Source organism: Nocardia sp. NPDC051463 (assembly GCF_040681975.1).
Classification (GTDB): domain Bacteria; phylum Actinomycetota; class Actinomycetes; order Mycobacteriales; family Mycobacteriaceae; genus Nocardia.
In genome coordinates, this window is sequence record NZ_JBFBAB010000001.1 from 116,341 (window position 1) to 129,490 (window position 13,150).

Consider the following 13,150-nt stretch of genomic DNA (forward strand, 5'->3'; position numbering starts at 1 on the left):
CCGTCATGAGCACCCCAGCATCGTCCGACACGTCCGCAGACCGTGCCGGACCGTCGGTGACCACCGCGGAACCGGCTGCCGCCTCCGACAATGGCACGGCGGCTCGTATCGGGGCTTGGGGTGTCGTACTCGGCACCGCTGTCACACTGGTGGGCTTGAGCTGGGATATCCAGTGGCACAACGAAGTCGGCCCCGACACCTTCTTCACCCTGCCGCATCTGTTCCTGTACTCCGGCAGCGCGATCTCCGGGTTTGCCAGCCTCGCCATGGTTCTCATCGCCACCTCCGCCCAACGCGCCGGACGCCCGGTGCCCCGTATGGGCGGCACACCCATACGGGTGTTCGGCAGCAATCTCACCGCACCGCTCGGCTACATGATCGCCGGAGCTGGTGCGGCATTGTTCCTGCTCTACGGTCTCCTCGATCTGGAGTGGCATTCGATCTACGGCTTCGACGCGGTGCTGAACACCCCCTCGCACGTGGCGCTGTTCCTGTCGATCACGCTCACCATGATCGGCAGCGTCATCGTTTTCGCCGCCCATCGTGACCATCGCTGGGGCCGGGTCGGCATCGTGGTGGCGATCCCGATCCTGATCACCTTTGCGCCGATCCCCACCAACGCGTTGAACAACCTGCAGCTGCCCGCCGATCCGACCATTCTCGGAATCGTGTTGTTCGGGCCGATGCTGCTGATCCTCGGCGCCGCGTTGCTGGCCCGCGCCGGGGCAGCCGTCGCCATCGCAGGTTCGCTGGGAGCGATGCAGGCGATCCTGTGGTGGTTCTCGCCGTGGGCTGCCGAAACCTATGCCTCGGCGATCGGGCTGCCGCTGCGTGACGGTCTCACCGGCCGGCCACCGGAGCTGCCCGCGATCATGCCGATGTTCTTGATCGTGGCGGCCCTGGTCGTCGAAGGGTTGTTCTGGTCGGCCCGCACTCGCGGCTACGACGCCAAGAAGATCGTGTTGGTGGCCGGTGTCGCGACCGGCGTGATCGTCGGGGTGAGCTTTCCGCTGCAAATGAACCTCACCCATGCCACGTCGCACCTCGCCTTCGCCGATGTTCTGACGGTCACGCTGCTCGGGATTCCGCTCGGATTGCTCGCCGGGTTCCTCGGCGGCCGATTCACCACCATGCTGCCCGCACTCATTCCCGCGACGGAGGACCATCGATGATCGTGCCGCGCAGACTCGCTGTCGCCGTGCTCGCCGCTGTCACACTGTCGCTGGTCGCGATCGCACCGGCCGCCGCGTACGCGCCGGTAGACATCGTGCACACCGAGCGGGTCCAGGCCGGCCCCTACAGCCTCACCGTCGGGTTCTCCACCTGGCCCCTGCGTGCGATGAAGTCCCTGGACTTCACTTTTATGCCCGATGGCGGTATCGCAGACAAGTCCGGAACCTTGCGCGTGACCGGCCCCGCGATCAAGCCCGGACGCCGCGCCGCCCCACTGGTGCGGCACCCGCGCAAACGCGATTCGTGGGGCTTGGATGTCAAAGCGTTCGACGACCCCGGCAGCTATCGCTTCGCCTTCGCCATCGACGGGCCGCTCGGGCACGGTGAAGGGACCCTCGACGGCGTCGAAGTTCTCGACCAACCCGGACCACCCCTGCCGCTGAGCTGGACCATCGGTACCCTCCCGCTGCTGGGTCTGATCGCGTTTCTTGCGGTGGCCTGGCGTCGCACCCGACCGGACCGCCAACCCTTGATCGTCTAGAACCTGACCATGCGCGAATCGCGGTGCTGTCAGGCCGATTTCCGAGCGGTCGCGACCCGCCCGACAATCCAGGCCACCAGCACCGCGGCCAGGAACGACAACAGTGACGCGCTCATCCACGGCTGTTTGGTGAAGTGCAGCCTCTCCTGGATGTTCACCCAGAAGTCCGTCCAGACGCCCGCGTCACCCGGGTTGATGAGCTGATACACCGACAAGCCCACCAGCCAGGCGACGATCATCCCCCAGCGCGACGGTGCATCCGGTGCGGTATTCCAGTTCCCCTTCGCGCGCAGGAAGAAGTCGGCGACGAGCACACCGAGCAGCGGGACGAACACCGAACCGATCAACCCGAGGAAACCGAAGTAGTTCTCCATCTTCAGCTGCAGCGCCAGCACCGTGATCAGCGCGCCGAGCCCGATCGACAGCACCCGACGGTCGATGCGCGGCGTGAGGTTCTGGATAGACACCGCCGTGGAGTACACATTGGCGAAGGACTGATCGGCCTCTCGCAATACGAAAACGAAGAAGAACACCGCACCGAGACTCACCTGCAGGAACGGCGTGTACTGGCCGCCATCACCGGTCGCGAGGGCCAGCGCGAACAAGCCGAGGATGTAGGCGACGATCTGGGTGATCGCATACGCCCCGCTTGCCGCGCCGAAGGCGGCGCCGGTGCTGCGGGAATGGCGGGTGTAGTCGGCCGCGACCGGCACCCATGAGATCGACACGGCCAACGCCGCATCGGTGGCGATCCAGAACAAACTCCAGTCGACACCGAACGGCCCAGCACCCTTGGGGCCGGGATTGGTGGTCAGGTCGGGCAGACCCTTGTGCAGGAACTGGATGTAGAACCAGATCAGAGCGATCACGACACCGACGGTCACGAACCGGCGCAGCATCCGGACCGAGCCGAGCGGCCAGATCGTCAGCACCGTCGTCAGCACACCGGCCACCACCACATACAGCCAGTGCGGACCGCCGTCGAACAGCTCTTCGGCGGCATTGCCGATGACGATCAACTCGAAGGTCCCCCAGCCGATGAGCTGAGCGATATTGAGCACCGTCGGCAGGTAACTGAGCTTCGCGCCGAACAGGCCACGCAGCAACACCATCGCGGGCTTGCCGGTCTGTGCCCCCGGCACCGCGGCCAGCCCGAGCATCACACCACCGAGGACCGTGCCCACGATCATCGCGAGGATGCCGGCGGCGATCGAGATCTGCGGCGCGTACTCGGTGTTCGGAGCCAGCACGGTATACGCGCCGGTGAATGCGACGAGGCTGACGCCGAGATTGGCCCAGAAGGCGCTCTGGTCCCAGAACGACAGCACCTTCGGTGCGGGCTCCTCGAGGGTCAGCGGCGCCTCGTGCCGTTCGGTTTCATCCAGGATCGGTGCGGACATGCCGGAGCACTACTCCCTACGCCGGCATTACCCGGACAGGTTCATGCGGTCGGCGAAACATCGGGTCCGCCCTCTCAGCCCGGCCGTGCCCGAGCTCCCGCGGTGGGGTCTTTATTCGGGCGAATAGTACACGCGACGAACCGTGTCACATAGCTTTCGGTCTTCGATCGAATCCAACGACTGGGCGTAAGCACCCACGGCCCGGTGTTCGACCACCAACCTGTCGGAAATCCGAAAGATGTGCACCTGCGCCCAGGCCACCGGTCTTCCCTCGATGAGACGACCGTGCCACCGCCGGAACCCATGGCCGATGTGCCGACGGCGGAGGGTGCACCACACACCATGACGCGGTTCTCGCTCGACATCACCTCGTGCAATTCCGCGCTGCGGTCTGCAAAACTCGTATCGCACCACTGAGTGACGACGTCGTCCAGCCCACGGCCACGGACGTTGCGGTAGAAGTCCGGTGCGAACAAATGCGAACGAACTCGGCACGGCGCGGCGCCGTGCAAGGTGTAATCGAGCCGATCGGTGGCCGATGCACGAGCCGTCGAAGGACGACACAGTTCGAGTGTTCACCGTGCCGCGCAGGCCGTCGCGGGATGCAGCGAATGCTGTTGTGCAGGCGGTGAACTTCGCCGAGGAGAGGCGGGCGCAGTTTTGATCGGAACCACACGTCGCGCGGTCGCCGTGCTCGGCGCGATCGCGATGCTGGCTGGGTCGGCGGCATGCGCGGCCGAAGACAAACCGTCCGCAGACAGCCCCGCGATCTCGACACCCGCCGCGCAGACGACCCGCGGCGAGATCGTCTCGGAAACACCGGTCGCCCAGATGTCGGCAGCCGACACCAGCACGTACCTGAACTCCTCGGTCCGCAACGGTGTCGACGCCTATCGCGTCGTGTACCGGACCATCGACACCAGCGGCCGGCCGACGACCGCAAGTGGCCTGGTCGTGCTGCCGCGCACCGACTCCCGCAGGCTGCGCGTGGTCAGCTACGCGCACGGCACGCTGTCGCTCAAGAGCGATGCACCGTCGGTGAACGGGGCCACCCGCCCGGACCGGGCACGCACGATCATGTTCGCCGCGGCAGGCTATGCGGCGGTCGCGCCGGACTATTTGGGACTCGGCGAAGGCCCGGGGTTCCATCCCTACACCCACGCACCGACAGAAGTCAGCGCCTCGGTCGACTTGTTGCGCGCGGCCCGGACGGTAGCAGCCCGCGCGCAACGCGAACTAGACCAGGACATCCTGGTCACCGGATTCTCTCAAGGCGGCCAGGCGGCGACGGCGCTGGGCAAGGCCCTGCACACCGGCCAGGTCCCCGACTTCGGACTCGCGGCGCTGGCCCCGGTGAGCGGACCCTACGACCTGCAGAACGTGCAGACGCCCGCAGCACTGGACGGCCGGGCCAGGCCCGCGAGCGCGGTCTTCTATTTCGCATACTGGCTCACCTCGATGAACCGCATCCACCATCTCTACAACAGCCCCACCGAAGCATTCCAGGAGCCGTATGCCGCCGAAGTAGAGGCGCTCTTCGACGGCAACCACACCGAAATCGCTATCGGCGCCGCGCTGCTCACCGCGCCACAACAACTGTTGACGCCCAAGTTCATCGCCTGGTCACGCAACCCCACCGGAGTCGCACGCGACGCCGTCGCCGACACCGACGGCACCTGCGACTGGACACCGCGCGTCCCGGTCCACCTCTATGCCGCATCCGGCGATCGCGACGTCCCTTACGCCAATTCCGAGCACTGCCTACAAGCACTGCACAGCGACAAGGTCACCCTGATCGACCTCGGCGATATCGACCACGGCAGCACCGCCGGCATCGCACTGCCACAGATCCTGGCGGCATTCGAACAACAGGCTCCACCCACCTGATCCGCCTCGCACCGCCGACTCGTGCCGCGGTACCTCGAGTCCTTGCTGTCGACGAACTCCGTCAGGTCCGGCCGGTCCTTGCTCAACGCCGTCACCAGCCGCGCCCGAGTTCGTAGACCACTGTCTTGAACAGGGAGCAGACCACAGACCGGAGTGCAGTGGAATGCGTGCGACGCTGGTCAACCACGGCGCGACATGGGACGATCGCCGAAGTGACCAGCAAACCCGCCACGGAACAGAACCTGCGCGACCTCGCGCGACTGCGCCGCGTCCGCGACCGGATGGACAGGGAATACACACAGCCACTGGACGTGGAGGCGCTCGCCCGCGACGCACACATGTCGGCCGGGCACCTCAGCCGCCAGTTCCGCCTCGCCTACGGCGAATCGCCGTACGGCTACCTGATGACACGACGTATCGAGCGCGCGATGGCGCTGCTGCGTCGTGGCGACCTCAGTGTCACCGAGGTCTGTTTCGCGGTCGGCTGCCAGTCGCTGGGCACCTTCAGCACTCGCTTCGCCGAGCTGGTCGGGATGCCGCCCAGCACCTACCGGCGCGAGGCCGCGCTCGCGACGGCGGGGATGCCGTCCTGCGTGGCGAAACAGGTGACCCGACCGATCAGGAATCGAGAAGCGCAGGTCGCCGACCCGCAATTAGCCTGATTGCCATGGACATCACCATTCACTCGAGCTTCCTGCCCCAGGACGACCCGGACGCCGCACTGGCCTTCTATCGCGACACCCTCGGCTTCGAGATCCGCAAAGACGTCGGATACAACGGGCTGCGCTGGATCACCGTCGGCCCCGCCGACCAGCCCGGAACCTCTATCGTCCTGCATCCGCCTGCCGTCGACCCCGGCATCACCGACGACGAGCGCCGTGTCATCCTCGAGATGATGGCCAAGGGCACCTACGGCGGCATCCTCCTGGCTACCAAGGACCTCGATGGAACCTTCGAGCGGATGCAGGCCAGCGACGCTGAGATCGTTCAAGAGCCGACCGAGCAGCCGTACGGCGTTCGCGACTGTGCGGTCCGTGATCCCGCGGGCAACCTTATCCGCATCCAGGAGCTGCGCTGAGCCGTCCGGCGATCGCGGCAATGACCTGCACAGACGGCACCTCGAGGAGCACGTGCATCGAGCGGCGGCCGTCACCCCGCACGACCGATATATGCCGCACAGGCTCCCGGGCGGCTCGAGACCGAGCTCAGCTATGGGCGTAGATGGCCGGTGACTCGTCGCCCGCACCCGGGCCATCACGTACTGAATGACCTCGCGGCGCATCGAGGCTCGGCGCGAGGTCGACGAGCTCGACCGCGAGCTGCCACCGGTCGATCCGACGACTCGGCCGGGCACGCCGACGAGGGATGAACCGACCGCACTGGTCGAAGCCTGATTAGATCGAGCGAGGCCACGACGACGGACACCGCCAACACGGCCCGCGCAACAGATGGAGACACGATGACCACGGCCACGAGGACGAAAACGACATCGCCGCACGCTGCCGATAGCCACGATCTGATCCGTGTGCACGGCGCCCGCGTGAACAATCTCCAGGACGTCAGCATCGAGATCCCCAAGCGCAGGCTGACGGTGTTCACCGGCGTTTCCGGCTCGGGCAAGAGCTCGCTGGTGTTCAGCACCATCGCCGCAGAGTCGCAGCGGCTGATCAACGAGACCTACAGCACCTTCGTACAGGGCTTCATGCCGACCCAGGCGCGGCCCGAGGTCGACGTGCTCGAAGGGCTGACCACCGTGATCACCGTCGACCAGCAGCGGATGGGTGCCGACCCACGCTCCACAGTCGGTACCGCCACCGACGCCAGCGCGATGCTGCGCATCCTCTTCAGCCGACTCGGGCAGCCGCACATCGGCTCGCCCCAGGCGTTCTCCTTCAACGTCGCCTCGATCAGCGGAGCGGGTGCGGTCGCGATCGAGCGCGCCGGACGGACCGTGAAGGAGCGTCGCAGCTTCAGCATCACCGGCGGCATGTGCCCGCGCTGCGAAGGCCGGGGCGCAGTCTCCGATATAGATCTCACTCAGCTCTACGACGACTCCAAGTCGCTCGCCGACGGCGCGTTCACCATCCCGGGCTGGAAGTCGGACAGTTTCTGGACGGTGCGGGTCTACGCCGAGTCGGGCTTCGTCGACCCCAACAAGCCGATCCGCAAATACACCAAGAAGGAGCTCAACGACTTCCTCTACAAAGAGCCGACCAAGGTGAAGGTCGACGGTGTCAACCTCACCTACGAAGGGCTGATCCCGAAGGTGCAGAAGTCGTTCCTGGCCAAGGACCCCGATGCGCTGCAGCCGCACATCCGGGCGTTCGTGGACCGGGCGGTCACCTTCACCACCTGTCCGGAATGCGATGGCACTCGGCTCAGCGAGCTGGCCCGCTCCTCGCGGATCAGCGGGATCAACATCGCCGACGCTTGCGCGATGCAGATCAGCGACCTCGCCGAATGGGTCCGCGGCCTCGACGAGCCGTCGGTGGCGCCGTTGCTCGCTGCGCTGGGGCACACCCTCGACTCGTTCGTGGAGATCGGACTGGGATACCTGTCGCTCGAAAGGCCGTCGGGCACGCTGTCGGGCGGTGAGGCGCAGCGCGTCAAGATGATCCGCCATCTCGGGTCGGCGCTCACCGACGTCACCTACGTCTTCGACGAGCCCACTATCGGACTGCATCCGCACGACATCCAGCGGATGAACGACCTGCTGCGGCAACTGCGGGACAAGGGCAACACAGTGCTCGTTGTGGAGCACAAACCGGAGACCATCGTCATCGCCGACCACGTCGTCGACCTCGGCCCCGGTGCCGGTACGGGGGGCGGCACCGTCTGCTTCGAGGGCACCGTCGAGGGGCTGCGGGCCAGCGGCACCATCACCGGCCGCCATTTCGACGACCGCGCCGCCGTCAAGGAGGATGTGCGCAAGCCCACCGGCACTCTGGAGATCCGCGGCGCGACAACACACAACCTCCAGGACGTCGACGTCGATATCCCGCTCGGGGTGCTCTGCGTCGTCACCGGCGTCGCCGGCTCCGGCAAGAGCTCACTGGTGCACGGATCGATCCCCCGCGGCACGGAGGTGGTGTCGGTCGACCAGGGCGCGATCCGCGGCTCGCGGCGCAGCAACCCGGCGACATACACCGGACTGCTCGACCCGATCCGCAAGGCGTTCGCGAAGACCAACGGCGTGAAGCCGGCGCTGTTCAGCGCCAACTCCGAGGGCGCCTGCCCCAACTGCAACGGCGTCGGGGTGATCTACACCGACCTGGCGATCATGGCAGGGGTCGCCACCACCTGCGAGGAGTGCGAGGGGAAGCGGTATCAGGCGTCGGTCCTGGAATACCACCTCGGCGGCCGCGACATCAGCGAGGTGCTGGCGATGTCGGTGACCGAGGCCGAAGAGTTCTTCGGCGCAGGCGAAGCACACATACCGGCCGCGCACGCCATCCTCGGCCGCCTCGCCGACGTCGGGCTCGGCTACCTCAGCCTCGGCCAGCCGCTCACCACGCTGTCCGGCGGCGAACGGCAGCGGCTCAAACTGGCCACCCACATGGCCGAGAAGGGCGGCGTCTACGTCCTCGATGAGCCGACCGCCGGCCTCCACCTCGCCGACGTCGAGCAGTTGCTCGGCTTGCTCGACCGCCTCGTCGACTCCGGCAAGTCGGTCATCGTCGTCGAGCACCATCAGGCGGTCATGGCGCACGCCGACTGGATCATCGACCTCGGCCCCGGCGCAGGCCACGACGGCGGCCGGATCGTCTTCGAAGGCACGCCTGCCGACCTCGTCGCCGCCCGTTCCACCCGCACCGGCGAGCACCTCGCGGCCTACGTCGGCAGTTGACCGAGGAACACACGGTAGAGCCACCGGCCACCGCGCGTCGCTCGGGGCCGGTGTCGGGCCCGCCTCGTCAGCAGAATTCGTACAGAGCCGATATCGGCTTCGGCCCGGCAGCGGCTGAGAGATCTCAACACCCGCCGGACCCGGCCGAAGCTGGGGCGGTTGTTCTTCGTGGACAACATTCACCCGGACGTGATCGCACCACGATGGCCTCGGAAATCCTGAAGCTGTCAGGAAGCGCAAAGTAGCTTCGGCGGCAACCGAATTCGTCTAGCGTGACCGGGCGTGCGTCAGGACTTGCCCTCCCCGACACCGCGGTCACCGGTGAGGACACGCTGCTTCTGATCCGCGGTCGGTCGGTGTCCGATCTGCACCGATCACCCGTTGGAGGGCCCGGAGTGGGGGCGGAAGTTCGTTCGGGCACGGCGGCCTGGGATGGACGATGCCGCCGAGAATGCTCGAGCCCCAAGTGTGTTCAGCTCGCGGCAGCATCGCCACACGGCGCGTCACCGATTCGGAAAGGAGCATGTCCGCCCACGGTGGACCACAAAACCGAAGGCAAGGAGATTACTCACTCCCTGCCACTATCAACATATAACGCACCAGGGGCCTTGCGGCAATACCCGGGTCGTGCTGCAGAATCTCCGGTCGAAGCCAGAACCTGCGGAAATCGGGATTCGTGAAGTACGTGTGTTTTTCGATGAGCGGGTCTCGCGGGATGCCGATCCGCCGCTGAGACTCACGGTGCGGATCGGGCGCTCTGTACGGAAGTGCGGGCGCGCGCCGCCGGACTGCGCGCAGCAGGTGGCCGAAATGCAACCTTGTCGAATGGGGGTTTTCATGATCGATGTGATCGTTGCCGGCGGCGGACCGACCGGTTTGATGCTGGCCAGCGAGTTGCGGCTACACGGCGTGCACACGCTCGTGCTGGAGAAGGAGTCGGAGCCGACCAGGCAGGTCCGGTCGCTCGGCCTGCATGTGCGCAGCGTCGAGGTGATGGACCAGCGCGGTCTGCTGGAGCGGTTTCTCGCGCACGGCCAGCAGTATCCGCTCGGCGGCTTCTTCGCCGGCATCACAAAGCCGCGGCCCGACCGGCTGGACACCACACATCCGTATGTCCTCGGCATCCCGCAGCCCGTCACCGAGCGCCTGCTGGCCGAACACGCCATCGAACTCGGCGTCGAGATCCGGCGCGGCTGCGAGTTGGTCGGGCTGAGCCAGGACGATCGCGGGGTGACCGTCGAGGCGGCCGACGGCAAACAGCTGCGCGCGCGCTACCTCGTAGGCTGCGACGGCGGCCGCAGCACGGTGCGCAAGCTGCTCGGCGTCGACTTTCCTGGCGAGCACACCCGAGTCGAATACCTGCTGGGCGAGATGGAGGTGGCCGCGCCGCCGGAGACGCTGGCCTCCGTGGTGGCCGAGGTCCGCAAGACCCACAAGGGGTTCGGGGCCGGGCCGTCCGGCGACGGATTGTACCGCGTGGTCGTGCCCGCCGCGGGGGTGGCCGAGGACCGGTCGGTCGCGCCGACCCTCGAGGAGTTCAAGCAGCAGCTGCGGGTGTTCGCGGGTACCGACTTCGGCGTGCACTCACCGCGTTGGCTGTCCCGCTTCGGCGACGCCACCCGGCTGGCCGAGCGCTACCGGGTCGGCCGGGTGCTGCTGGCCGGCGACGCGGCGCACATCCACCCACCACTGGGCGGGCAAGGCCTCAACCTCGGCGTCCAGGACGCGTTCAATCTGGGCTGGAAACTGGCCGCCGAGGTGAACGGCTGGGCACCGGAGGGTCTGCTGGACAGCTACCACACCGAACGGCACCCGATAGCCGCCGACGTACTGAACAACACCCGCGTGCAGTCCGAGCTGATGTCCACCGAGCCAGGTCCCCAGGCAGTACGCCGGCTGCTGTCGGAACTGATGGACTTCGAGGAGGTGAACCGGTACCTGACCGAGAAGATCACCGCGGTCGGGGTCCGCTACGACTTCGGTGCTGGGCATGAACTGCTCGGCCGGCGGCTACGCGACATCAGGTTGAAGCGGGGTCGTCTCTACGAGCTGATGCGCGGCGGCCGCGGCCTGCTGCTCGACCAGACGGGCCGGCTCTCGGTGGCGGGCTGGGCAGATCGAGTCGACCACGTCGTCGACGTCAGCGAAGAACTCGACGTGCCCGCGGCGCTGCTACGACCAGACGGCCACGTGGTGTGGGTCGGTGCAGACCAGCAGGATCTACTCAGCCGGCTGCCCAAGTGGTTCGGGGCTGCCGTTAGCTGAGCGAACAGCTAGGGGTCGAGGGACATCTCTGCGAAGTGGTTCGTCAGCATCCTCGCCGAAATTCCGGCGGCGCGAGATCAACAGCGACTTACAGGTCGTGCAGAACTGGAACTCCGCCGATGGAGTTGTCTTCTAAGGCAAGGGTTCTCAGCTCACCGGCGCCGACCGCGAGCCCACTGAGGTGTCGATGCTGACGTTGCACTTGCCGCAATCGCGATGGTGCAATCAATACCCTTCTGTTGCAAGCGGTCTCGGAGGAACCGAAGTTCCACGACCTGGTCGGCGACGGCGACCGTCGGTGCACGACGGTTCCCCAAGGCACGGGAAGGTGTTACAAGGGAGTTCACAACGAGATTTTGCAGCAGACAGGGATTCAGAACATGACCTCGATAAGCAAGCTCGCGGTCGTCCTTGTCGAATACGAGCCCTTACCAGTCCCACACCCCCGTTACGCTCCCGATCAGGCCTCGGTACCCAGGAGTTCGGCGGTGTAGGAACCAGGTTCGGGCAGAAGTTCCCTGTCCCACCACAGGACTTGCGCGCGGATGGCGGTCGTGTCGGTGCCGCGTGAGGTGTCGATGCGCACCGATATCGGTGCGGGCAGGGCCAGGAACGCGGTGACGAAGGGCAGTGACTCGGCCAGTTCCCACAGGGTGCGGGTCCGTCGAACGCCGTGCGCATGCGAACGTGCGCAGGTCACCGTCCAACCCGAGTGCATCGAGTCGCCGAGCGAATCGCGCGAGAGCGTCAGCGCGGACACCGTCTCATCTACGCAGTCGGCGACGGCGGCCAACTGGGTGTCAGCGGGAAAGTCAATGCTGGCCTCCAAGCCCAGTCCACCGACCACCTGCCGCTGTGTCCACGACTCGCGCAGCGTACGGTCGACCTGTTCTACCCAACGGTCGCCGGTGACGCGTTCCTCGAGGCCCAGCCGCCCATCGGGCCGCTCGACCAGCCGCAGCGTGCGCCAGCCGGACCGCACAGTCTGCCCGGCGGTGAATCGGGTGCCGTCGGCGATGGCGTCCTGGATGTCGTCGAGCACCCACGCCACCCACCACGCCCCGGATTCCGCCGCCGAGGTCAGAGCGACCCGGGCGACCACATCGGGCAGGCCCAGCTGCTCACCGATCATTGTGCGGGTCAGCCCATCTCCAAAACTCCCGAGCCCGTACCGCGCCCGCGTCATGGATAGCGGTGCCCGTCGCGGCCCGAACCAGATGCCGCCGTGCGTGATGTCCGCACCGTGACGCGACACAGTGGCGAGGACGCTGCCCGCCAGTGTGACCGGCGGTTCCATGATCACGGTGGTGTCCGGCGGCAGCGCCAGGAACTGCCGCAGGTACGGCAACTCCGCCAGCACCTGTCCGAGCGTCGAGAAGCCCGCGGGCTCATGGTCGTGCTCGTCCAGGCAGATGAGGAACCAGCCCGACATGCCCGGTTCTGGGGTGCCCACATTCCGGCGGAACCCGAGTTTGCCCGCGGTACGCGCACACGGACGCAGTGGCACTAGATCCGGTCCGGCGGCACCGCCGTCGGACATCTCCAGTTCGAGTCTGGCGCACACGGTCTGCTGATAATGCAGATCGGTGACGGTCTCGTCGACCTGTTCCGACCACACCTCGGGCGTGATCTCCTCCTCGAGCCCGAGCGTGCCATCATCGCGCGCGATGACCCGCAACAGCCGACCGCCGATGCGAACCACCTGCCGCGGTTCGATCCACTGGCCACCGAGAACCGTGTCGCGCAGCAGATCCAGGATGGCCCGCACCATGGCGGTATCGGGCACCGGCTCTCGCACGATCACCGTGAATTCGGCGTGCCCGGAGTCGGCGGCCGTCGTCGTTCGCAAACGCATCACCGCAGTGTTTCTACCTGCCATACCGTCGATTCCCAGTGGTGGGCAGCATTTCGGATTCAGTGCCGAACACATCACCCGAATCTGGTCAGCCGCCGGAGGCACCTGGAAGACCTACGCCCCCCGGGACCATCGAACACCTTGATCACCCAGGGAATTGATCACTCGAATACGAGTCCTAA

The 13,150-nt window shown here is 66.5% G+C and carries 10 protein-coding genes and 1 riboswitch; of the genes, 8 read left to right on the forward strand and 2 right to left on the reverse strand.

Going from position 1 to position 13,150, the window contains the following annotated elements:
• Positions 1 to 5 precede the first annotated feature (5 nt).
• Positions 6 to 1,172, forward strand: a complete 1,167-nt coding sequence (locus AB0M74_RS00545) for a hypothetical protein (protein WP_364900044.1) — start codon at positions 6 to 8, stop codon at positions 1,170 to 1,172.
• Complete coding sequence (locus AB0M74_RS00550; RefSeq protein ID WP_364900046.1) at positions 1,169 to 1,714, forward strand: hypothetical protein; 546 nt, start codon at positions 1,169 to 1,171, stop codon at positions 1,712 to 1,714. Before AB0M74_RS00545 ends, AB0M74_RS00550 begins: the two co-directional genes overlap by 4 nt.
• 29 nt (positions 1,715 to 1,743) lie before the next feature.
• On the opposite strand, the gene AB0M74_RS00555 is transcribed toward AB0M74_RS00550, so the two are convergent.
• Positions 1,744 to 3,114 (reverse strand): cytosine permease, encoded by a 1,371-nt coding sequence (locus AB0M74_RS00555; RefSeq protein WP_364900048.1) that lies wholly within the window; start codon positions 3,112 to 3,114, stop codon positions 1,744 to 1,746.
• Positions 3,109 to 3,225, reverse strand: a riboswitch (TPP riboswitch). It overlaps the preceding gene by 6 nt.
• 549 nt (positions 3,226 to 3,774) lie before the next feature.
• Between AB0M74_RS00555 and AB0M74_RS00560 the strand changes: the two genes are divergently transcribed.
• From AB0M74_RS00560 to rox, 6 genes are all read left to right on the forward strand, one after another.
• On the forward strand, positions 3,775 to 5,001 hold the full coding sequence (locus AB0M74_RS00560) for a hypothetical protein (protein ID WP_364900050.1): 1,227 nt from the start codon (positions 3,775 to 3,777) through the stop codon (positions 4,999 to 5,001).
• A 212-nt stretch (positions 5,002 to 5,213) separates the two neighbouring features.
• Entirely contained in the window at positions 5,214 to 5,663 is a 450-nt protein-coding gene (locus AB0M74_RS00565) for a helix-turn-helix transcriptional regulator (RefSeq protein ID WP_364900052.1), read from the forward strand.
• A 5-nt stretch (positions 5,664 to 5,668) separates the two neighbouring features.
• Entirely contained in the window at positions 5,669 to 6,079 is a 411-nt protein-coding gene (locus AB0M74_RS00570) for a VOC family protein (protein WP_364900054.1), read from the forward strand.
• Positions 6,080 to 6,266: 187 nt separating this feature from the next.
• On the forward strand, positions 6,267 to 6,395 hold the full coding sequence (locus AB0M74_RS00575; protein ID WP_364900056.1) for a hypothetical protein: 129 nt from the start codon (positions 6,267 to 6,269) through the stop codon (positions 6,393 to 6,395).
• Between the two features lie 65 nt (positions 6,396 to 6,460).
• Positions 6,461 to 8,848, forward strand: coding sequence for an excinuclease ABC subunit UvrA (locus AB0M74_RS00580; protein ID WP_364900058.1), 2,388 nt, complete (start codon positions 6,461 to 6,463; stop codon positions 8,846 to 8,848).
• An 837-nt stretch (positions 8,849 to 9,685) separates the two neighbouring features.
• Entirely contained in the window at positions 9,686 to 11,113 is a 1,428-nt protein-coding gene (gene rox, locus AB0M74_RS00585; protein WP_364901891.1) for a rifampin monooxygenase, read from the forward strand.
• A gap of 460 nt (positions 11,114 to 11,573) precedes the next feature.
• Here the strand turns inward: rox and AB0M74_RS00590 are convergent, their stop codons facing one another.
• Complete coding sequence (locus AB0M74_RS00590) at positions 11,574 to 12,968, reverse strand: hypothetical protein (RefSeq protein WP_364900060.1); 1,395 nt, start codon at positions 12,966 to 12,968, stop codon at positions 11,574 to 11,576.
• Positions 12,969 to 13,150: the final 182 nt, after the last annotated feature.